Below are 20,345 nucleotides of genomic sequence, written 5' to 3'. Positions count from 1 at the left end.
GATCCTGACTTGCGTTCGCGGCCCTGAAACGCCGGTCCTGCCTGTTCTGCCACTTCACGCGCACCGGTCTGGCGCGTTCCTCTACTGCTCATTGCAACTGTGTCCATTTACACACGCGGCCCACCTGGCTGGGCCACATGTTCATCACCGTGCGGCGTTCAAACCGGATGACGGCCCAGACGAAATTCGATCGCGGTGTCCTCGCTGTACCCGCTCGTTTGCGCGACCGACAAACCTTGCGCGCCCAGCGCGCTCAACCAGGTCTGATACACGCCTTCGAGAAAGGCCGGCGTCCATGCAAGCGCCGCGCCGCCGAATGCCTGCAATGGCGCGCAGTAGTGGACGATGCGCAGCGACTCGGGTTCGTCCGCCAACTCGACGTAGCCCCAATCCATTTCATGCCAGTACAGATTCAAGGTCCGTGCGAGTTCGGCGGTGGAGTCGCAGGCGGGCAACGGATGCGCCGCGGCAAACCGGCTGCCGACGCGATGCATCAGCTGACGCAGTTCGTCGCGACCGATCTGCGCTTCGAACTCGGTGGCCAAGGCGGTGAGCATGCCGCGCCACTGCGGCGAGATTTGGCGTTCCAGCAGGTAATCGAGAATGGGGACCATGTTTTCCGGGAAATGGCCGTTGCTTTGACTGCTTAAAAAAATTAGATGCCACGACCGGGTGAAAAGAAGAAGTCTTGCGGGAAATTGCGTATTGCACGCGGCCTAGGTTAATTTTACCGGGCTGTCTAGTCTGTCCACCACACTTCGAAGCAGTCTACTTAAGACACTAACTTTTGGCCACTTTCCATTCGTCTGTTTATACGCGCAATCGATTGCGATGGATGCATTCTGGATTAAGTAATTTTTGCTGCCTGAATCGCCCGTGCGCTGAGCCATCATGGATGGCCGGTAAGAATGTGTCCGTCATGGCTGTATTAACGGCTGGACTCGCCAGGTGATTTAGCATTTTCGGTTTCGTGATAAATGCAACGTTTCGCGATTGCGAAGCCGTTGTGATCGTCCTCCTGCGGAAATTCTTTCTGAATCTTTCGGAGCCCTTGCACGCCCACTTTTTGTCCGAGCCGCTAAGCTTGCGGACTTACATCAAGGTGCGCGCGCAAAACGAACGGGCGTACGTGGCGAATGCCGACGATGCCGTTTGATTCACATTCACTGCAATGCTCAATCCACTCAGTATTCTTCTGGTCACCGTGTTGTCGAGCGCCATGGCGATGGCCGTGCTCGGTTCGTTGTGGCGCGCGGCGATCCCAGGCGTCGGTTACTGGATCTCCGCCAACGCGATCGCGATCGTCGCGTTGCTGGCTTTCGCGTTGCAAGGCCATGGGTCGCGCTGGCTGACCTTCGTGGCGTCCAACGTGTTGCTGGCTGCTTCGCTGCTGCTCGTAGTCGAAGGTTGTTGTCGCTTTCTAGGGCGCCGCGCGCGACCGTGGCCGGCTTACGTCGGCCTCGTCGCCGTGCTGTTCGGCATCTCGTACTGGACCTTCGCCGCGCCGGACTTCAACGCGCGCGTCGCGCTGGTGTCGGCGTTTCACGCGGCGCTATATGCCGCGCTCGCCGCGCTCATGCTGCGCGGCCGTCCCGCGCACCGGCCGCGCTATAGCTACTATTTCCTCGCGGTGGCAGCAATGCTGCTGTGCGCCGGGCATGCGTCGCGCGGGCTCATGTACGGCTTCGGTCTCATGACGCAAACCAGCCTGATGCAAGTGTCGCCGTCGAACATCATTTTTCTCGCGCTGGGCATTCTTGCGCCGCCCTGTCTTTCGATCGGCGTGGTGATGCTCGCGCACGACCGCCTCGCCGAGCGGCTCGAACGGCTGGCCAACGTCGACGACCTGACCGGCGCGCTGTCGCGCCGCGCGTTTCTCGCGATCGGCGACGCGCTGCTGAGCGCGTCGCTGCGTAGCCGCTCGCCGGTGGCGCTGGCGATCATCGACATCGACTCGTTCAAGGCCGTCAACGACAACTATGGCCACGCGGCGGGCGACCAGGTGCTGAAGCACTTCGCGACCTTCGTCGCCGGCAACCTGCGGGTCGGCGATCTGTTCGGCCGGCTGGGCGGCGAGGAATTCGGCGTGCTGTGCCCGGCCACCACCGCCGCCGAAGCAGTGAGCCTGTTCGACCGTCTGCGCGGCCGCCTGGCCGGGGCCGCGCCGGACGAGTTGCCGCGTGGGCTGCGGTACACCTTCAGCGTCGGCGTGGATCAGTTTCGGCGCGATGAATCCCTCGCCCAGTTGATGGCGCGCGCGGACGGCGCGTTGTATGCCGCCAAGGCGTCCGGCCGCAATCGCGTGATGGCGGCGTAGAGCGTAGAGCGGAAAGCAGAGGGCGCGAAAGGAAAAATCTTTTCTATTTGTAGGGAAGGCATAAATATTTGTCAGACATTTGCCGATATCCATTGGCAGAGTGACCGGAACCAGGCTGATATCTATCAATATGCTTTCCACCGCAACGCAGCACCAGTCCGACGCCGGATTGCGCGATCGCTTCCACCGGCGCTCGCTCGAGCACCAACGTCCGCTGTCCACCGTGACCATGGCATTCACCGTGGTCGCGTTCCTCTGCTTCGTCGGGGCGCGCAGTCTGGTCGACGGCCCGGCTGCGCCGCTCGCTTACCGGCTCACCTGCGCGCTGCTGCTCGCCTTGTTGGTGCTGGCGATTCCGCGCGCCAAGTCGACGTGGAGCTTCGGCCTGATCGGCGTTGCCTACTCACAGGTTCTGGTGGCGGGCATGGCGATGAACGTCGTCGGCGTCGCGCAGCCGTTGCTGTGGACGCTGCCCGCCATGGTCGTGATACCGATCTGCGCCGCGCCGCTATGGCTCACGCCGACGCACTTCGTCACTGGCAGCGTGCTCTTCTATGCCACGGCGTTCGCGCTGCTGTTCGGCGCGCCGCTGACGCATGACGTCGCGACGGTGGTGTGGATGTGGATCGTGGCGATCGGCGTGCCGACTTCCGCGGTGTTTCACTTCGGCTTCTACCGGTTTCGCCGCAGCCACTTTCTGCTGGAAAGCCAACTCGCGCAACTCGCCGCAACTGACCCGCTGACCGGCCTGCAAAACCGCCGCGCGTTTGTCAAGCAGGCCGAGCACCGCCTCGACAGTGTCACGCCGGATACGCGGGTCAGCGCGATCTTTCTCGACATCGACAACTTCAAATCCCTGAACGACCGCTTCGGCCATGCGGTCGGCGACCAGGCGCTGTACCAGGTCGCCCAGGTGCTGATGGAAGAGGTCTCCGCGGACGACAGCGTGAGCCGGATCGGCGGCGAGGAATTCGCGCTGCTGCTGGGCGACGGTCTCACGGGCGCGCTTCATGTGGCTGAACGGCTGCGCCAGGCGATCGCCGCGATCGAGCGGCCGGACGGCCGCCTGACCGCGAGCTTCGGCGTGGCCGAGCACCGCAGCGGCGAAAGCATCATGGTGCTGCTCGATCGCGCCGACGAAGCCTTGCTGCGCGCCAAGCATTCCGGCAGAAACCGGGTGTGCGCCGAGCGCGCGCTGCCGCGCGAGGCGCTGCAACTGCTGGCCGACGACGGATCCGATGAAGGCGGGGCGCCCGTGCGACGGCACCGGTGGGAGGAGTACTACCTCACGTCGCATTTTCAGCCGCTCTACAGTTTGTCGCATCAGAAGCAGGTGGGCTTCGAGGCTTTGCTGCGCGGCGAGCAGGAGGACGGCACGCTGGTGCTGCCCGCGGTGCTGTTCGCACCCCGGCCTTCGAGCGACGAAGGCGCGCTCGACCGCGCGAGTCACGTCGTGCATCTGGCCGGCGCGCGCCGGTCGCTGCCGGACGACGCGTGGCTCTTCCTCAACATTCTGCCGGCCACGTTCATCGCGGAAGGCTACGCCGATCAGCTGGCGAAAATCGTGCGGGCGGTGGGGCTCGAACCTGAGCGCGTGGTTCTGGAGATTCTCGAATCGCACGGCGGCAGCGTCGACGACATGTCGCGAGCGGCGGCGCTGTACCGCCAGCACGGTTTCCTGATCGCCGTCGACGATTTCGGCGCCGGCCAGTCGAATCTCGACCGGCTGCTCAGGATCCGCCCGGACCTCGTCAAGCTCGACGGCGAACTGATTCGCGCGACGGGTCACGGCACCGAGCAGCCGATTCTGCCGAAACTCGTTTCGTTGCTGCACTTGGCGGGGATGCTGGTGGTCGTCGAAGGCGTGGAGACCACGGAAGAACTGATTCTCGCGGTGGAATCGAATGTGGATTTCGCGCAGGGTTATCTGCTGGGGCGGCCGGCCAAAGAGATCGCGCCGCCGGAGTCGGTGCACCGGCGTATCGATGAGGCTTTCGATGTGATCGCGCAAGGGCGGGCGCACCAGCATGCGTTGTTCGAAACCGAAGTGGAGCCCTACCGGGTTGCCTTGCGGCTCGCTGCCGATGCCTTGCTGGCCGGTGTGGCCATGGACGATGCGTTCGCTCAACTGGCCAGGTTCGAGCGCTGCGTCAGCTGTTTCATTCTGGACGACGCGGGCAGGCAGATCGGGCATGAGGTGCGGGGGCCGGCATGGAGCGCGGACGGGGCCTCGCTGCAACCCGTGGCGAATCCGCGCGATGCGCGCTGGGATCATCGGCCGTATTTTCGTAACGCGGTATTGCTGCCGGGCGCGGCGGTGTCGAGCAATCCTTATCTTTCGCTGGCGAGCGGCAGGCCGTGTATCGCGGTGACGCTGGCACTGCAGTTCGCCACCGAGCGGTCCGTGATCGGGGTGGAACTGGACTGGTCGGCGCCGGGCTTGCCTTGGCCCGCGGGGGAATAGGGCGTTTCCTTTTTCCCTCGGCGCGGCCCTGCATGTTCGCGCTGAACGGGTCGGGTCAGTACCCGCCCTTGGGCGATGCCGCCATCGTCGCAGACTTTTTATACGACGCCGCCAGATCGGCCGCGGCGCGGCTCAGCAAACCCGTGTCCGTGCCGACCGCCACAAAAGTCGCGCCCGCTTCGAGGTAGTCGGCGGCAATCGCGGGATCGGGCGCGAGCACGCCGGCCGCTTTGCCCGCGCGCAGCACGCTCTGGATGCCGTCGCGAATCGCTTCGCGCACGCTGGCATGACCGGGTTTGCCGAGCAGCCCCATCGACGCGCTGAGGTCCGAAGGACCGAAAAACACACCGTCGACGCCGTCCACCGTCGCAATCGCCGGCAGATTCGCCATGCCCTGCACGGTTTCCACCTGCACCAGCACGCACAACTCGTCCGCCGCCGTGTTCAGGTAATCCGGTATCCGGTTCCAACGCGATGCGCGCGCCAGTGCACTGCCCACGCCGCGAATGCCTTGCGGCGGATAGCGCGTGGCCGCGACCGCGTCGGCGGCCTGCCCGGCGGTGTCGATCATCGGCAGCAACAGGGTCTGCGCGCCGATGTCGAGCAATTGCTTGATCAGCGCGCTGTCGCTGCGCACCGGACGCACTACCGGATGCGACGCATATCCGGCCACCGCCTGCAATTGCGCGAGCGTGCTGCGCACGTCGTTGGGCGCATGCTCGTTGTCGATCAGCAGCCAGTCGAAGCCGGCGGTGGCCAGCAACTCGGTCACGTAGGCGTCGGCGAGCGCGGCCCACAGGCCGAATTGCGGTTTGCCTTCGGCGAGCGCGCGCTTGAATGTGTTCGGCGGGAGAGACATGTCGTGTCGGCTCAAATGAGTTCAGATGAAATTCAAACCGATGCCGCCCAGCGGACCGTAGTCGACGTGGAAGGTGTCGCCTGCGCGCGCGGTGATCGGACTGGTGAACGAGCCGCTCAGAATCACGTCGTTCGCGTTGAGCGTTTCATCGTACGGAGCGATTTTGTTGGCCAGCCAGGCCACACCGGTGGCCGGATGATTCAGCACGGCGGCCGCGAGACCGCTTTCTTCGATGGTGCCGTTCTTGTAGAGCAACGCGCCGACCCAGCGCAGATCGACGTCCAGCGGACGCACGGGCCGGCCGCCCAGCACGATGCCCGCGTTCGCCGCGAAGTCGGAGATCGTGTCGTAGACCTTGCGCGGGGCTTTGGTTTCGCGGTCGAATTGTTCGATGCGCGCGTCGATGATTTCCACGGCCGGCGTCACGTAAGCGGTCGCGTCCAACACATCGAATAGCGTGACCCCCGGACCCTTCAACGGCTTGCTCAGCACGAACGCCAGTTCCACTTCCACGCGCGGCGCAATGAAGCGGTCGGCGCGAATGTCCTGACCGTTTTCGATGAACATGCTGTCGAGCAGCGGCGCGTAGTCGGGTTCGTCGATCTGCGACGAGCGCTGCATCGCGCGCGAGGTGAGGCCGATTTTGCGGCCCTTGATCACGTGGCCTTCGGCGAGCTTGAGCTTGACCCACTCGCGTTGAATCGCGTAGCCGTCCTGCACGGTCATCTGCGGATAAGCGGCCGAGAAGTGGCGCAGTTGCGTGCGCGTTTTCTCGGCGTGGTCGAGTTGTGCCGCGAGTTCGCGGATCGTCTGTTCGTCTAGCATGATGGATTCTCTCAGTGCCGCTATTCAGCCTTCAGGCGTGCGTGCAGGTTGTTATGTTTCCACGTACCGGCTTCGCTGAATTCATTGATCTCCAACGATAAGGCCAGCCCGTGCTGTTCGAATTCCGTGGCGAAGTACTGTTTGATCAACGCGAATAGCGCGTCGCCGGTGGCCTTTTTTGCCGCTTCGGAGCGGCCCGCGCCGATCTTCAGGTTTGCGTGCAGGAACGCGGCGTCGGCGCGGCCATCGGCGATGCAGTACTGCTCGCAGCGCAACGCGCGCACGCGGATGCCGCCCAACGGATAAATGCGCTGTTCGTTCTCGCGTTGCGCGTCGAGGCACTGCGCGAGGGCCTGGCAAAGTTGGCCGATGCTTTCTTCAGCTGCGAGATTGGCGCTGTATTCGAGAGTCAGATGCGGCACGGTGAACTCCTTGGCTCGTATTCAGGCGGGTAGCGGCGTAACCGGGAAGATCGCGTTGATCTGGCCGGTGCCCGAACTGCCGAAATACGGCGTCACAACTTCCACCTTGCCGTCGTAACGGTCCCAGCCGAGCGCGCCGAGCAGCATCGCGGTGTCGTGCATGCCGCCTTCGCCCCAGCATTTTTCGTTATAGAGCGGCAGCATTTCGCAGAAGGTCTTCCAATCGCCGGCTTCCCACAACTCGACCACCTTGCGGTCCATCTGTTCGAGAAACGGACTCCACACCTTGTGCATGAACTGCTCGGCCGTGCCGTTGTTGGCGAAGTGGTGGCTGAGCGAGCCGCTCGCCAGAATCGCCACCGTGCCGTCATAACGCTCCTCGATGGCCTTGCGCACCGCGAGGCCGAAGCGCGCACTGGTGTCGAGGTCGTGCCACATGCACCAGCCCGCTACCGAGACGGTCCTGAAATGCTGATCGCCATTCATATAACGCATCGGCACCAGCGTGCCGTATTCGAGTTCGAGCGTGGTCTCGCTGTGCGCGCGGCTTTTCACGCCCATCTCGTTGGCGACTTCCGCGATCAGATTGCCGAGCTCGACATTGCCCGGATACGCGTACGGCATGTTCTTGATGAAGTGCGGCAGTTCATTGCTCGTGTAGACGCCTTCGAACTTCGGCGCGCAATTGATGTGGTATTCGCTGTTCACGAGCCAATGCACATCGAACACGACGATCGTATCGACGCCGAGTTCGCGGCAGCGCCGGCCGATTTCATGATGGCCGTCGATCGCCGGCTGACGGCAGCCTTTATGCGGACCGTCGAGTTCGGACAGATATAACGACGGGACGTGCGTCACTTTTGCTGCCAGCGCGAGTTTGCCCATCGCGGTCTCCTGTTCGGTGTGGCTGCTCCGCGCGGGGCACCAGGCCTTGGCGCACGAAGCGTATTAATGACTCAAGCGCCCCAGCGCGGAATGTGATGCGAGCCCAGCGAGACGCAAACATTCTTCGGTTCGAGAAACACTTCATAGCTCCACGTGCCGCCTTCGCGGCCCACGCCCGATGCCTTGGTGCCACCGAACGGCTGGCGCAGATCGCGCACGTTCTGGCTGTTGACGAAGCACATGCCGGCTTCGACGGCGGCGGCGACGCGCAATGCGCGACCCGTGTTCTCGGTCCAGATATAACTCGACAGGCCGTATGAGATGTCGTTGGCGAGTTTGATCGCGTCGGCTTCGTCGTCGAACGGAATCAGGCAGGCGACCGGGCCGAAAATCTCTTCCTGCGCGATGCGCATGCGATTGTCGACATCGACGAACACGGTGGGCTGCACGAAGTTGCCTTTGCGCATGGCCTCGGGCAACTCCGGCATGTCGAGGCCGCCGCACGCGAGCATCGCGCCTTCTTTCGAGCCGAGTTCGATATAGCTGCGCACCTTCGCCAGATGGCCCTGACTGATCATGGGGCCGACAATGGTGCTGTCGGACAGCGGATCGCCCACCGTCAAACGCTTCGCACGCTCGATGAAGCGCTCGGCAAAGCGCGCGTAAATTGCCCGTTGCACGAGAATGCGCGAGCCCGCCGTGCAGCGTTCGCCGTTGTTCGAGAAGATCATGAATACGGCGGCGTCGAGCGCGCGTTCGAAATCGGCGTCGTCGAAAATCACGAATGGCGACTTGCCGCCGAGTTCCATCGAAAACTTCTTCAGCCCCGCTGTTTGCACGATGCGGTTGCCGGTCGCCGTCGAGCCCGTGAACGACACGGCGTGCACGTCCGGATGCGCGACCAGCGGCTCGCCGGTGTCCTTGCCGAAACCGTGCACCACGTTCAGCACGCCGGCCGGGATGCCGGCTTCGAGCGCGAGCTTGCCAAGCATGGAGGCCGTGAGCGGGGAGAGTTCGCTCATCTTCAATACCGCGGTATTGCCGAACGCGAGACAGGGTGCGACTTTCCATGTGGCCGTCATGAACGGCACGTTCCACGGCGAGATCAGCGCACACACGCCGACCGGATGGAACAGCGTGTAGTTCAGATGCGTGTCGGTCGGGTACGTATGGCCATCGACACGCGTGCACATCTCGGCGAAATAGCTGAAGTTGTCGGCGGCGCGCGGCACGAGTTGCTTGCGCGTTTGCGAGATCGTCTGGCCGGTGTCTTTCGTTTCGGTCTCGGAGATATCCGGCACGTGCTTCGCGATCAGTTCGCCGAGCTTGCGCACCAGCTTCGCACGTTCCGCGGCGGGCTTGGCGGCCCATGCGGGAAACGCGTCTTTGGCGGCGCGCACGGCGGCGTCGACTTCTTCCGCGCCGCCTCGCGCGACTTCGGCGAGTACCTCTTGCGTGGCCGGATTGACCGTTTCAAAGTAGTCTTTCGCCGCGCTCGCTTTACCGTTGATCAGATGCTCGATTCGCATTGCTGTGTCCTTTTCTGTTTCTCTCGCTGTCGCTCAGGCGCGGTTGAAGTCCGCGTCGCATGCAATCGTGTTGACGAGACGGCCCAGACCGTCGATTTCGCAGACCACTTCGTCGCCCGCATTGACGTTGACGATGCCTTCCGGCGTGCCGGTCAGGATCACGTCGCCGGGCGCGAGGGTCATGAAGCTGCTCAGGTATTCGATCAGCGCCGGAATGCCGGTGACGAGATCGCGCGTGTTGCCGTGTTGCTGACGCGTGCCGTTCACGAACGTGCGCAATTCGAGTTGCGTCACGTCTTCGATGTCGGCGGCGTCGACGAACCATGGGCCCAGCACCGTGCCGCCGTCGCGATTCTTCACGCGCAGGTTGGGGCGGTAATAGTTTTCCAGGTAGTCGCGGATCGCGTAGTCGTTCGCAATCATGTAACCCGCCACATGCTGCATGGCGTTGCCGCGTTTCACGTTCTTCGCGGTTTGCCCGATCACCACCGCCAGTTCGCACTCGTAGTGCATGAAGGTGACGTCGGCGGGGCGGCGCGTCACGCCGCGATGGCCGATCACCGTGCCCGGCCCCTTGAGGAACACGAGCGGCTCTTCCTGCTTGTTGAACTGCAATTCCTTCGCATGCTCGGCATAGTTCAGGCCGAGCGCGAAGATCGTGCCGACTTCGATCGGTGCGAGCCATACCACTTCATCTTCGCGACGCACGCGGCCATCGGCGAGACGCACGCCGTTGGCGTCGGGATAGGCTTCGTGAATCGCGCCTGCATACGCAATGCGGCCGCGCATCATGGCCGTGCTCCTTCGTGTTCTTCTTCGGCGCCGACAAACGACACCGTGAGCGGCGGCATGGCGCCGATCGACAGCGTGGCCGTGTCGCCGATATGCGCGACAGGCGAACCGTGCGGCACGCCGAGCGTGATGACGTCGCCCGCGCTGAGCGTCATGAAATCGGTGACGTCAGCGAGCATTTGCACGACGTTGCGTACCGACGACGCGGTGCTCGCCGCGAATGCGTCCCGTGACCCGAGCTGAACCCGGATCGGAAGGTTATCCGGCGTCGCAACATGATGCGACGCAACCGCGGCGGGTCCGACGACGCAGAAGCCGTCGCGCGCCCGGAATCGCACCGACGGCCGGTACACGCTCGCATGCGGCACGCTGAGATCGGCGACCAGCGTGTAGCCGGCGACATAGTCGAATGCCTGGGCCACGCTGACCCGTGTCGCAGTGCGGCCGATCACGATGCCGAGTGACGCGCCGACTTCCACCCCCAACGCGTCGTCCGGCACGACGACCCGCGCGCGATGCCCGGCGAGCGTATTGCGCGGCTTCAGATAGAGCACCGGCGCTTGTGGCGGCGCTTTATACGGCGCGGCGTGCACCGCGTCGCCCAGCGCCGCGAGCGCGGCGCGGTCATTCAGCAAGGTTCCATAGACAGCGCCGCGAACCGGCGCGCGGCAGGCCGTGCCGCGTGCGAGCAGCGCGGCCGCGGCGCGCGCATCCACGTCGCGCGGCAGCGCCTCGCCCTCGGGATGCAGCAGATGATCGGCAAGTGGAAACATAAATTAGCTGTCTCTCGGCAAAAATACTAACATGTTAGTAGTATTGCGCTTGATATCATCCATGGTCAATAGCCTGTCGGCTGATCGCGGGTTTTCCCTTAAGCTTCGACGGCTGCATTTAAATCATCTTCCAACATGTCCGCTTCCGCCTCGACCCGAGTTTTGCACCGCAACCTGCCCATGCTGTTGCTGCGCGCCAGAGAAAAAATGATGGAGCGGTTTCGTCCGCTGATTACCGCGCATGGATTGACCGAACAGCAGTGGCGCGTGATTCGCGCGCTCAATGAGCACGGCCCGATGGAACCACGTCACATCTCCGATATCTGCACGATTTCGAGCCCGAGCATGGCCGGTGTGCTCGCGCGCATGGAGAGCATGGAACTGGTGACCAAGGAGCGGTTCGCTGAAGACCAGCGGCGCGTGCTGGTGTCGCTGACGGACACGAGCGCGGAATTGGTGCGCGTGATTTCGAAGGATCTCGAAGCGCATTACCGCGCGTTGGAGCGCAAGGTGGGGCCGGAGATCGTCGAGCGCGTGTATCGCGCGGTGGACGATCTGCTGGCGGGGCTGGAGGAAGAGGAGGAGTGATGTGGCAGCTTAGCGGCTCAGCGGCGCGAGTCGGGTGTCGCGGTGTTCGCTGCGTTGTCGTGCATGCCTCGGTCCTTGTACGCGCGACGCGGATAGTCGAGCACGGTGGTGGGCGAAATCGTCATGCGTTATGCGACTGCCTTGTGGAGCGGCTGTAGCCGTAGAGCTTGATCACATCGTCGGCGCTGCGCAATAGAGGTGTCATGCGCTGGCGCCTCCTGCTTCACCAGCCCTGAAAGCGCCGCCACTCCACGCTGTTGCCGTCCGGCGCCACCGCGTGATACCCGGGAAACTGCGCGCCGGTAGCGCACGCGTGATTCGGCAGAATGCGCAGTTTCATGCCGATCGGGAAGCGCTGCGTGACATCGTCGTGGGCCTGCGCGCTGTCCGCTGTCGGCGAGAGGATGCCGTGCTCCTGATTGGCGCCGCTGACCACGTAGCCGGACAGCGGCGTGCCGTTCAGCAGGCACGGTTGGCCGTACGCGAAATCGTGCGACTGCTTCGACGTGCCGCGATCCCGGCTCATCGCCATCCAGCCCGCGTCGAGAATCGCCCAGCCCTTGTCCGCCTGATGACCGATCACGGTGGCGAGCACGCTGAGCGCGATGTCGTCGAGCGCGCACACGCCGACGTTGTGCATGACCAGGTCGAACAGCACGTACACGCCGGCGCGTACTTCCGTGACACCCTCCAACTGCGTGGCAGCGAGGGCCGTTGGCGTCGAACCGACGCTGACGGCCGGGCAAGCAATGCCGGCTTCGCGCAGCCGCTGCGCGGCGCGCACGCAGCCGGCGCGTTCCTGCTCAGCGAGCGCGGCGAGTGCTTCGGGCGTATCGAGCTCGTAACTCGAGCCGGCATGGGTCATCACACCACCCACCTTCACACCGTTCTCATGCAGAATCCGGCCGACTTCGAGCAGCGTGTCCTGCTCAGGTGTAATGCCTGAGCGGTGCCCGTCCGTATCCACTTCGATCCACACCTCGAAGGTTTCGCCATGCTGATCGCCGAATGCAGCGATGGCCGAGGCGGCGATCGGATTGTCAACCACGAGCTTCAGATTGCAGCCCTGGCGGCGCAGCGCGAGCGCTCTAGGCAGCTTCGACGGGGCCATGCTGACGGCGTAAAGAATGTCGTCGACACCGGCGGCGAAGAACGCCTCGGCTTCCTTCAATGTGGACACCGTGATGCCGCGCGCGCCGGCAGCGATCTGCGCGCGGACCACGTCGATGCATTTGGTGGTCTTCACGTGCGGCCGAAACGCGACGCCGAGCGTGTTCATCCGCCCTTGCATTCGCGCGATGTTCCTTTGCATCCGTGCGACGTCGATCAACGCGGCGGGGGTTTCAATCTGGTCGAGTTTCATGCTTTCACCGGAAATGGGGTTATGCGTGGTCATGCTGGCTGGTGCCGAAGCGAGCGAGCCACGGGACGAGCGAGTCCAGCGTCGCGCACTGGATCTCGGGCGGCTGCGCGCCGGCAACGAGCGGCAGGCCGACGCGGTTGTGCCAATACGTCCGCATGCCGACGGCGGCGGTGCCGAACATGTCGTAGCTGGAGCCGGCCACGAACGCCGCTTCGTGAGCTTGCACGCCGAGTTTGTCGAGCGCGAGGCGGTAAGGCAGCGGGTCCGGTTTGTACACGCCGGCCTCTTCGGCGGTGACGATCGCATCCCAGCGGACCGGCAAAAGGTGCGCCGCCTGTGTGCCGAGGCGCGTGGAGCAGTTGGTGACGACCGCCAGCTTGCAATGCGATGCGAGCGTTTGCAGTGCGTCGAGGGCGCCGCTCCACGGCGTGAGCATCGGCCAGTCCGCTTCGAGCGCCAGCGCAGCGGATTCGGGCAGGCCCACCTGGGTGGCGGCTTCGCGCACCAGTTGTTCGTACGCAGTGTATGAGCCGCAGCCGTAGGTCAGCCGCAGATACGCGGCGCGCCATGTCCGGCCCGCCTGCTCGGAACCGGCCGCGCGATTCCACGAGGTCCACGAGTCGAGCAGGGCGGTCAGCAGATCGAACAGGACGGCTTTGGGATAGGCGGCAGGCACGGAGGCAAGAGTCATGATCGATTTGACCAGCAGCGGACGGTGAACTGATTATAAAGTTTCACCGGCGGCGCGGCGTTCAGATTGGCTAACTCATAGATTCGGTCAGATTGAATGATCCGTTTTGCGACTGCACCGGAGTTGGTTTTGAACATTCATCGCCGCCAGGGCGGCTGCGGCCTGAACCTGCTTTGCAGATACTGCATGAAATGGCGAGTGCGTGCCGGCAGGCCCGCGCGTTGATGCGTAAGCGCCATGACGTCGGCATCCGGCGCTTTCCAGCCGGGCAGCAGACGGACCAACTTGCCCTTCGCGATATCTTCGGCCACGTCCCATTCGGAGCGCAGGATCACGCCGCGTCCTTCGCATGCCCACTGGCGAATCACGTCACCGTCGTTGCAACTCAAATGAGCCGACACCCTCACGCTGCGGCGCGTGCGGCCCTTGCTGAACTGCCACAGCGAGACATCTTCGTTATTCTCGCGTAGCACGATGCAGGGCAGTTTGCTCAATTCATCCGGAGATTCCGGCGTGCCGATTCGCTTGATCAGCGCGGGCGCCGCGCAGACGAAGCGCGCATTCGGCGCAATCGTGTAGCCGATCAGATTCGACACCGGCAGTTCGCCAATGTGCACGACGATATCGAAGCGATCCATCGTCTCGGTCAGCGGCTTGTCGGAAAGCGTGAGCGCGACGTCGACTTCCGGATTCCGCTGCTGGAAATCGGCAATCGCGGGTGCGAGATGCCGCCGCCCAAACCCCAGCGGCGCGTTGATCTTCAGCGTGCCGACGAGTCCGCCGCGGCGCATCTGCAGATCTTCGAATAGCGCGTCGAACTGCTGGACAAGGTCGGCGCCGCGTTCGCACAGCAGCGTGCCTTCGTCCGTGAACTGCAGGCGGCGTGCCGTGCGGTTCACCAGTTGCGCGCCCAGTTTCCTTTCCAGTTGCTGAAGACGCTGCGTGACCGCCGAGGGCGACAGCCCCAGCTTGCGCGCCGCGGCGACCAGGCTGCCGCTTTCGCGCAGCGTCAACAGGAAGCGGATATCGGCCGAATCGTTCATATGGGCGGCGTTTTGGTTCGGAAGACTGGCAGCTTAAAGTGTTTGGACTGGCGTTTCCAGTTCGGGTTGCCACGCGCGCCGGCGAACGCGTTGCCGCTTGCAAGGTAAAGTGATGCTTCTGTCACGCAGGCGGCGGCGCGCGCCGCTAAAGTAGACGCTTGCGCCGATTACCTTTCATTGAAGAGAAGTCCACATGCCGTTGTCCTATGGGTCGCCGCATGACCCGTCAAACGATGCCGCGCGGAACAGCGCCTTGAAACAGGCTGTATTTCTACATACAGGCTGGCGTAGTGCGGGAACATGGGTCTGGTCACGACTGCGCGAACTCGACACCGTGACCGCCTTTTATGAACCGCTCAGCAACGTGCTCGCGGACCTGAGCCTTGCCGATGTGTCCGCGTCGCGCCCTACGCTGACGTCGGGACACCCGCCGCTCGACGCGCCGTATTTCGACGAATATCGCCCGTTTTTGCGCGACGGCGCTCGCGGTGTGGACGGTTACCGCCGGGCCTTCAGCCTCGATCGCTTCGCTAGCGTACCGGACGCAGAATTTCCCGCATTGAAGGCCTATTTACGCAATCTTTGCGAGCGCACCACCGAACAAGGCAGCGTGTCGGTCTTCAAATTTTGCCGTTCGTCCGGCCGATTGCCGTGGCTCAAACCGGCTTTTCCGCAGGCGATGCATGTGGGTGTGCTGCGAAATCCCGCGTCGCAGTTCGCTTCGGGGTGGCTGCTTGGCCGGCAATGGAGCAATCCGTTTTTCGTGGCCGCGCCGTTTCGGGTGCTGGGGCTGAATCGGGCGGACCCGCTAGTCAGGCAGGCCATCGAGATTTGCGGCGTGAGCTTGCCGCCCGCCACGCCCACTTCGGATGACGCTTATGCAATGGCCTGCGAGCAGTATGCGCGCACGGCCGAGGGCAATAATGCGTATCGGGCGTTCGTTGCATTGTGGATTCTGTGTGCGTTGCGCATTGCGGGCGGCGTCGATCTGCTGATCGACATGGACCGGCTCGGAACATCGCCTGACTATGCGGCGGGATTGCGCGCGGCGTTCGAAGCGCAGAGCGGCTTATGGCCCGACTTCAGCAGCGCACGCGATCTGGTGGACGAGACGCGGCGCGGTGCGGCGCGCATGAGCGGCATCGACGGAAGGGCGATGCGTGCCGTGCATTCCGCCGCGCTCAAATTCCTCAAGGCACAGGGTGGCGCGGACGCCGGCTTTGTCGAAGTGATCCGCGAAAAGATGGTGCTGGCCAACGAACTGACCGACGCATGGCGCTGATGGAGCATTCGCCGCGCACGGTGAACGACCCCGAACGCGGCGACGCAAAAGCACCGTTGTTTAAGCGGCCGCCGCTGATACGGCCGCCCGCAACCCCAGCAAATAACTGTCCACACCAAAGCCGCAAATCTGCCCTTTGACGACTTCCGCGAACACGGACACGTGCCGGAATGCTTCGCGCGCGTGGATGTTCGACATGTGGACCTCTACCACCGGTACCGTCAGGATCGCCAGCGCATCGCGAATGCCGTAGCTGTAATGCGTCCACGCGCCGGCGTTGATCATGACGCCGTGCGCATTGTCCGTGAAAGCCTGGTGGATGCGTTCGCACATGGCGGCTTCGCTGTTGGTCTGAAAGCTCTCGACCTGGACGCCTAGCTCCTTGCCCAATGCCTGCAGACTGCTGTCGATTTCGGCCAGCGTCACGGTGCCGTATTGCGCGGGATCGCGCTTGCCGAACATATTGTGGTTGATGCCGTGAAGCATCACGAAGGTTTTCATGGGATGTCTCTGGAGCAATGGATTCAGTAAAGGCCGGGCGACATCAGTGCGCCGCCGCGAGCGCGGACCTCGTGTCGACCGCGCAACCGGTATTGGCCGCTTCGACAATCGCCTCGGTAATGCGCAGATTTTGCAGGCCGTCGCGGGCGCTCACGAGCGGTTTGACTTCCTTGCGGATCACGCGCGCGAAATGTTCGAGCTGGAGCTTGAGCGGATCGTCGCGAGTCATCTCGGCGACGCCGACCTGAAACGGCTTCCACCACGAACGATCCTCGGCCTTGCCATACGTTTTCAGGCGCATGGTGGGCACGGCGAGCGAGCCGAAGGTGCCCGCAATGACGTAACAATCTTCATCCGGATACGTTGGATAAGCCTTGTTTTCCTGCGACGTCTGTTCCCAGCTACGCGCGCTTGCGGCCGTGTCCGACAGCATGAAGCTGCCGAGCGCGCCGCTCGCGAAGCGCAAGTTGATCGCCACGGTGTCTTCGACCGGAAAACCGCGTGTGGCATGCGACGAAAACGCCTGCACGGCCACGATATCGCCGCACAGCATGCGCAGGTTGTGCACCTCGTGAATCATATTCAGCAGGATCGGACCGCCGCCCGGCTCGCGCCGCCAGGGGGCGTCGGCGTAGTACTCATCCGGTTTGAAGAAGACTGCGCTGCCCATCACCGCGACCAGTTTGCCGAGCCGGCCTTCGTCGATCAGTTGCTTCGCACGGGCCATGATCGGACTGTGCGCGCGATGATGCCCGATCAGCAACGGCACGCCGCGGCGTTCGACTTCGCCGACCAGCGTTTCGGCCTCATCGACCGTGGGCGCGATCGGCTTCTCGAGCAGCGTGGGTACGCCGGCCGCGAGACAGGTCAGCGCGTGCTCCACATGCAACTGGTTCGGCGTGGCCAGGATCACGCCGTCCGGGCGATCGCGTTCGAGCAGTTCCTCGAGCGTCCGGTAAAGCGGCACGCCGGCTTGGGCAGCGAGCGCCTGTGCCGCCGGCGACGGGTCGACGATCGCCGACAGCGTGCACGTGCCGCTCTGCTGCGCGACAGCCATATGAGCGCGGCCGATATAGCCCGCGCCGGCCACGGAGATCCGGATGGTGGTCATGGATCGATTCCTTTGAAGTTCGATCGAAATGGCTTACGCGAGTGCTTTTTTGGTTTCTGCCATGGTCTCGGCCCGCATCCGGTCGTAGCTGGCCTTATCGATCGGCACCGCATTGGGTTCGCCCAGATCGCTCAACTTGACGCGGTAGTTCTCGCGTGCGGTCCATGCGGTCACCGCGGCAACGATGGTGATGGCGAACGTGATCGTGCCGATGATGAGCGGCACATTGGTCGATCCGGGCGGCGCGACATAGGCGAACAGCGCGGGCAGCAGGGCGGTGATCGTCGTGCCGATGTTCTGGCCGATGGCCATGGCGGAGACGCGTGAGCGGGTCGGGAACAGTTCCGGATAGAAGCTCGGGAAGATCGCGTTATAGCCTTGATAGATGATGCCCCACATGAGGACCGACATCACGATGGCGAGCGGCACGTTGCGGATGCTGATCGCGTACAGGTAACCGAACGACAGCAGACCCGCGCCGAGCGCGCCGACGACGATGGGCAGGCGCCGCCCGATCCGGTCGGACAGATTGCCCACATAGGGAATGACCAGCACGGCGACGATGTTGCCGATCACCGGAATCCACAGATAGACGCTTTTGGAAAAACCGATGCCGTACGACGCCTGCACCGCATAGGCCGCGCCGAAAATGGTGGCGACGACCGGAATCACGTTCATCAGCGAGCAGAGAATCACGCGCACCATGTCGCGCCAGTTGTAGCGGAAGGCGTCGACAATCGGCGACCTGGGTACGTTGCCGCTCGCGTCTTCCTTGGTGAAGGCGGGCGTTTCATGGACTTCGCGGCGAATGATGTAGCCGGCAATCAGCACCACCGCGCTCAGCAGAAACGGGATGCGCCAGCCCCACGAATTGAACGAGCTCTCGTCCATGAAGTAGGCGAGCGGCAGGAACACCGCGGCGGCGAGAATCTGGCCCGCCTGCACGCCTTGCAACGTAAAACTGGCGTAGTAACCGCGCCGCCCGAATGGTGCGTGTTCGAGAATCATCGAACTCGCGCCCGAGATTTCACCGGCCACGGCGAAGCCCTGAATCAGGCGCAGCACCACCAGCAGAGTGGGCGCGAGCAGCCCGACGCTGTGATAGGTAGGCAGAAAGCCGACTGCCATCGTCGAGAAGCCCATCAGGAACATGCAGACCAGCAGGACGTTCTTGCGACCGTGGGTATCGCCCCAGTGCCCGAGCACCACCGCACCGATCGGCCGTGCGACATAACCCACGCCGTAAGTGGCGAGCGAAGCCACGATGGCGATCTTCGGATTGCCCGAGGGAAAGAACAACTGTGGAAAGATCAGGGCCGCCGCCTGGGCGTAGATAAAGAAGTCGTAGTACTCGAGTGCCGATCCGATCCAGCCGCTGGCGGTTGCTTTGCGAGCCTGCGAGCGGCGCTCGTGGCCGGCCGCCGATGTAGTCGTTTCCATGTCGTCTCCATAACAGAAATGTTTTTTGATCAGCTTCTACGGCTGATTCATTGGCGTACTGAAAGCAAAACTATGCAAGCCAGGATTTACCTGGCCCCGACCGCTCGGCCTGCTTTCCGGACGCCTGGGATGTTGCTGTGCAGCGAAGCGGTCTTCCAGATGCAGGGTTAACGAGTACCTGGTTGTACCGAGTAATTCATCCGGCCGGCGTCGCTTGCCCGATCGGCTCGTTAAGGCTAGGGTAATGTGCTTCTGCACGGACACAATGCGGCCAGATGGAAAATCAGAATGCGCTCACAGCCAGCAATGAGGCTTTCCTGCGCGATCTGCAGTTGTTCTGCAACATCGCGCGCCGGGGCAGCTTCGTGGCGGCATCGACGGAAATGGGTTTGTCGCCTTCGCATGTCAGCAAGCGTATCGCCATGCTGGAGGCGAGTCTTGGCGTGAAGCTCTTTCAGCGCACCACGCGCCGGGTCAGCGTGACGAGCGACGGCGAAGCCGCTTTGCAGTGGGCGCAGAAAATACTCGACGACGTGCAAGGCATGGCCGATGCGTTCGCCGATCGCCGCACCGAACTGCGCGGCTTGCTGCGGATCAGCACCAGCCTGCGGCTCGGCCGCAAACACGTGTCGCCGATTCTGGCCTTGCTGCGCCAGCGTCATCCGAATCTCGAGATCTGGCTGGAATTGCTGGACCGGCGCGCCGATCTGGTCGGCGAGAACTTCGATATCGACGTTCGCGTGGGCGAAGTGCATGAGCCGCACCTGATCGCGCACAAGATGGTGGAGAGCGCGCGGATACTCTGCGCGTCGCCGGAGTATCTGGAGCGGCGCGGCATGCCGCTCGAACTGGCCGAACTGGCCCAGCACGACTGCCTGCTGTTTCGCGGACGCGACGACCGCTTCGGCGTTTGGCGTCTGAGCGGCCCGGACGGCGAAAAGAGCGTGAAGGTGACGGGCACCGTCGCGTCCAATCTCAGCGATATCGTCGTGCAGTGGGCGAGAGACGGCTACGGCGTGGTGATGGTGTCGATCTGGGACGTGGCCGAAAGCCTGCGCACCGGCGAACTGGTGCGCGTGCTGCCTGATTACATGCAGTCCGCGGACGTGTGGGCGGTGACGGCGGAGCGGCTGTCGTCGTCGGCGAAGATCCAGGTGTGCATTGAATTTCTCCGGGAACAGTTGACGAGCGGGCCGTATGCGCTGGTGACGCGCGGCGTGGGCGGGTTTTGACCCGGCCACAGCGACGTGCGCTGACGCCTGAACGGGTTCGCGTCCCAATACAGTTGCCACACAAAAAACAATACAGTGAGGCGCGGTTTTAATTGGCTGTATCGGGAGTATGACCGGCGCCGTCGATACAGTTGGCGGGTCTCATGGAGCCTGCCGACGAGCGGATCGCCGCTCTGGCGCTGGGCGACGTAGCCTGATTTTTTGCCTATGGCCCGGTGCCGACGCGCC

At 63.4% G+C, this 20,345-nt stretch carries 19 protein-coding genes; 5 read left to right on the top strand and 14 right to left on the bottom strand.

The features are described 5' to 3' along the window. Positions 1-158 precede the first annotated feature (158 nt). Entirely contained in the window at positions 159-614 is a 456-nt protein-coding gene (bcsD, locus tag B0G80_RS32005; RefSeq protein WP_116121892.1) for a cellulose biosynthesis protein BcsD, read from the bottom strand. Positions 615-1,171: 557 nt separating this feature from the next. Here bcsD and B0G80_RS32000 point away from each other — a divergent pair. Together B0G80_RS32000 and B0G80_RS31995 are read left to right on the top strand one after the other, a co-directional pair. Then, positions 1,172-2,317, top strand: coding sequence for a GGDEF domain-containing protein (locus tag B0G80_RS32000; RefSeq protein ID WP_116121891.1), 1,146 nt, complete (start codon positions 1,172-1,174; stop codon positions 2,315-2,317). A gap of 130 nt (positions 2,318-2,447) precedes the next feature. Further along, the gene (locus B0G80_RS31995) at positions 2,448-4,781 is read left to right on the top strand and encodes a bifunctional diguanylate cyclase/phosphodiesterase (RefSeq protein WP_116121890.1); all 2,334 of its coding nucleotides are present in this window, start codon (positions 2,448-2,450) and stop codon (positions 4,779-4,781) included. Positions 4,782-4,836: 55 nt separating this feature from the next. Here the strand turns inward: B0G80_RS31995 and hpaI are convergent, their stop codons facing one another. The 7 genes from hpaI to B0G80_RS31960 all read right to left on the bottom strand — a co-directional run bounded on the left by hpaI (position 4,837) and on the right by B0G80_RS31960 (position 10,866). Next, on the bottom strand, positions 4,837-5,640 hold the full coding sequence (gene hpaI, locus B0G80_RS31990; protein WP_116121889.1) for a 4-hydroxy-2-oxoheptanedioate aldolase: 804 nt from the start codon (positions 5,638-5,640) through the stop codon (positions 4,837-4,839). A gap of 21 nt (positions 5,641-5,661) precedes the next feature. After that, positions 5,662-6,465: a 2-oxo-hept-4-ene-1,7-dioate hydratase gene (hpaH, locus tag B0G80_RS31985; RefSeq protein ID WP_116121888.1), complete on the bottom strand. Its 804-nt coding sequence runs from the start codon at positions 6,463-6,465 to the stop codon at positions 5,662-5,664. Positions 6,466-6,485: 20 nt separating this feature from the next. Next, positions 6,486-6,887: a 5-carboxymethyl-2-hydroxymuconate Delta-isomerase gene (locus B0G80_RS31980; RefSeq protein WP_116121887.1), complete on the bottom strand. Its 402-nt coding sequence runs from the start codon at positions 6,885-6,887 to the stop codon at positions 6,486-6,488. Positions 6,888-6,908: 21 nt separating this feature from the next. Next, positions 6,909-7,772: a 3,4-dihydroxyphenylacetate 2,3-dioxygenase gene (gene hpaD / locus B0G80_RS31975; protein WP_106284646.1), complete on the bottom strand. Its 864-nt coding sequence runs from the start codon at positions 7,770-7,772 to the stop codon at positions 6,909-6,911. A gap of 71 nt (positions 7,773-7,843) precedes the next feature. Continuing rightward, a complete protein-coding gene (gene hpaE / locus B0G80_RS31970; RefSeq protein ID WP_116121886.1) occupies positions 7,844-9,301 on the bottom strand; it encodes a 5-carboxymethyl-2-hydroxymuconate semialdehyde dehydrogenase in 1,458 nt (485 codons plus the stop codon). A gap of 33 nt (positions 9,302-9,334) precedes the next feature. Beyond that, entirely contained in the window at positions 9,335-10,093 is a 759-nt protein-coding gene (locus B0G80_RS31965) for a fumarylacetoacetate hydrolase family protein (RefSeq protein WP_116121885.1), read from the bottom strand. Further along, positions 10,090-10,866 (bottom strand): fumarylacetoacetate hydrolase family protein, encoded by a 777-nt coding sequence (locus B0G80_RS31960; RefSeq protein ID WP_116121884.1) that lies wholly within the window; start codon positions 10,864-10,866, stop codon positions 10,090-10,092. Before B0G80_RS31960 ends, B0G80_RS31965 begins: the two co-directional genes overlap by 4 nt. Before the next feature lie 180 nt (positions 10,867-11,046). Between B0G80_RS31960 and hpaR the strand changes: the two genes are divergently transcribed. Further along, entirely contained in the window at positions 11,047-11,454 is a 408-nt protein-coding gene (hpaR, locus tag B0G80_RS31955) for a homoprotocatechuate degradation operon regulator HpaR (protein ID WP_116121883.1), read from the top strand. A gap of 223 nt (positions 11,455-11,677) precedes the next feature. Here hpaR and B0G80_RS31950 read toward each other — a convergent pair whose 3' ends face one another. The 3 genes from B0G80_RS31950 to B0G80_RS31940 form a co-directional block, all read right to left on the bottom strand. Further along, positions 11,678-12,817: a DSD1 family PLP-dependent enzyme gene (locus B0G80_RS31950; protein WP_116123796.1), complete on the bottom strand. Its 1,140-nt coding sequence runs from the start codon at positions 12,815-12,817 to the stop codon at positions 11,678-11,680. Positions 12,818-12,836: 19 nt separating this feature from the next. Beyond that, complete coding sequence (locus B0G80_RS31945; protein ID WP_116121882.1) at positions 12,837-13,508, bottom strand: HAD family hydrolase; 672 nt, start codon at positions 13,506-13,508, stop codon at positions 12,837-12,839. Between the two features lie 137 nt (positions 13,509-13,645). Beyond that, positions 13,646-14,551 (bottom strand): LysR family transcriptional regulator, encoded by a 906-nt coding sequence (locus B0G80_RS31940; protein WP_116121881.1) that lies wholly within the window; start codon positions 14,549-14,551, stop codon positions 13,646-13,648. Between the two features lie 193 nt (positions 14,552-14,744). On the opposite strand from B0G80_RS31940, the gene B0G80_RS31935 reads away from it, so the two are divergent. Further along, positions 14,745-15,833 (top strand): hypothetical protein, encoded by a 1,089-nt coding sequence (locus B0G80_RS31935; RefSeq protein WP_116121880.1) that lies wholly within the window; start codon positions 14,745-14,747, stop codon positions 15,831-15,833. Positions 15,834-15,893: 60 nt separating this feature from the next. Here B0G80_RS31935 and aroQ read toward each other — a convergent pair whose 3' ends face one another. The 3 genes from aroQ to B0G80_RS31920 are packed head-to-tail and all read right to left on the bottom strand — an operon-like array spanning position 15,894 to position 18,885. Next, positions 15,894-16,334: a type II 3-dehydroquinate dehydratase gene (gene aroQ, locus B0G80_RS31930; RefSeq protein WP_116121879.1), complete on the bottom strand. Its 441-nt coding sequence runs from the start codon at positions 16,332-16,334 to the stop codon at positions 15,894-15,896. A 43-nt stretch (positions 16,335-16,377) separates the two neighbouring features. Then, positions 16,378-17,445: a Gfo/Idh/MocA family protein gene (locus tag B0G80_RS31925; RefSeq protein WP_116121878.1), complete on the bottom strand. Its 1,068-nt coding sequence runs from the start codon at positions 17,443-17,445 to the stop codon at positions 16,378-16,380. A gap of 33 nt (positions 17,446-17,478) precedes the next feature. Continuing rightward, complete coding sequence (locus B0G80_RS31920) at positions 17,479-18,885, bottom strand: MFS transporter (protein WP_106284657.1); 1,407 nt, start codon at positions 18,883-18,885, stop codon at positions 17,479-17,481. A gap of 275 nt (positions 18,886-19,160) precedes the next feature. Here B0G80_RS31920 and B0G80_RS31915 point away from each other — a divergent pair, with 275 nt between their 5' ends. Next, positions 19,161-20,117 (top strand): LysR family transcriptional regulator, encoded by a 957-nt coding sequence (locus B0G80_RS31915; protein ID WP_116121877.1) that lies wholly within the window; start codon positions 19,161-19,163, stop codon positions 20,115-20,117. The last annotated feature ends 228 nt before the right edge of the window (positions 20,118-20,345 follow it).

It is taken from the genome of Paraburkholderia sp. BL6669N2 (assembly GCF_003387275.1).
Lineage (GTDB): Bacteria > Pseudomonadota > Gammaproteobacteria > Burkholderiales > Burkholderiaceae > Paraburkholderia.
Note: the sequence above shows the minus strand (reverse complement) of the source record. Positions and strands in the feature narration are given on the sequence as shown.

What these genes read in the sequence shown, in the direction of transcription:
- bcsD (WP_116121892.1), bottom strand. Translation starts at nt 614, where the DNA reads ATGGTCCCCATTCTCGATTACCTGCTGGAACGCCAAATCTCGCCGCAG.
- B0G80_RS32000 (WP_116121891.1), top strand. Translation starts at nt 1,172, where the DNA reads ATGCTCAATCCACTCAGTATTCTTCTGGTCACCGTGTTGTCGAGCGCC.
- B0G80_RS31995 (WP_116121890.1), top strand. Translation starts at nt 2,448, where the DNA reads ATGCTTTCCACCGCAACGCAGCACCAGTCCGACGCCGGATTGCGCGAT.
- hpaI (WP_116121889.1), bottom strand. Translation starts at nt 5,640, where the DNA reads ATGTCTCTCCCGCCGAACACATTCAAGCGCGCGCTCGCCGAAGGCAAA.
- hpaH (WP_116121888.1), bottom strand. Translation starts at nt 6,465, where the DNA reads ATGCTAGACGAACAGACGATCCGCGAACTCGCGGCACAACTCGACCAC.
- hpaD (WP_106284646.1), bottom strand. Translation starts at nt 7,772, where the DNA reads ATGGGCAAACTCGCGCTGGCAGCAAAAGTGACGCACGTCCCGTCGTTA.
- hpaE (WP_116121886.1), bottom strand. Translation starts at nt 9,301, where the DNA reads ATGCGAATCGAGCATCTGATCAACGGTAAAGCGAGCGCGGCGAAAGAC.
- B0G80_RS31965 (WP_116121885.1), bottom strand. Translation starts at nt 10,093, where the DNA reads ATGATGCGCGGCCGCATTGCGTATGCAGGCGCGATTCACGAAGCCTAT.
- B0G80_RS31960 (WP_116121884.1), bottom strand. Translation starts at nt 10,866, where the DNA reads ATGTTTCCACTTGCCGATCATCTGCTGCATCCCGAGGGCGAGGCGCTG.
- hpaR (WP_116121883.1), top strand. Translation starts at nt 11,047, where the DNA reads ATGCTGTTGCTGCGCGCCAGAGAAAAAATGATGGAGCGGTTTCGTCCG.
- B0G80_RS31950 (WP_116123796.1), bottom strand. Translation starts at nt 12,817, where the DNA reads ATGAAACTCGACCAGATTGAAACCCCCGCCGCGTTGATCGACGTCGCA.
- B0G80_RS31945 (WP_116121882.1), bottom strand. Translation starts at nt 13,508, where the DNA reads ATGACTCTTGCCTCCGTGCCTGCCGCCTATCCCAAAGCCGTCCTGTTC.
- B0G80_RS31940 (WP_116121881.1), bottom strand. Translation starts at nt 14,551, where the DNA reads ATGAACGATTCGGCCGATATCCGCTTCCTGTTGACGCTGCGCGAAAGC.
- B0G80_RS31935 (WP_116121880.1), top strand. Translation starts at nt 14,745, where the DNA reads ATGCCGTTGTCCTATGGGTCGCCGCATGACCCGTCAAACGATGCCGCG.
- aroQ (WP_116121879.1), bottom strand. Translation starts at nt 16,334, where the DNA reads ATGAAAACCTTCGTGATGCTTCACGGCATCAACCACAATATGTTCGGC.
- B0G80_RS31925 (WP_116121878.1), bottom strand. Translation starts at nt 17,445, where the DNA reads ATGACCACCATCCGGATCTCCGTGGCCGGCGCGGGCTATATCGGCCGC.
- B0G80_RS31920 (WP_106284657.1), bottom strand. Translation starts at nt 18,885, where the DNA reads ATGGAAACGACTACATCGGCGGCCGGCCACGAGCGCCGCTCGCAGGCT.
- B0G80_RS31915 (WP_116121877.1), top strand. Translation starts at nt 19,161, where the DNA reads ATGGAAAATCAGAATGCGCTCACAGCCAGCAATGAGGCTTTCCTGCGC.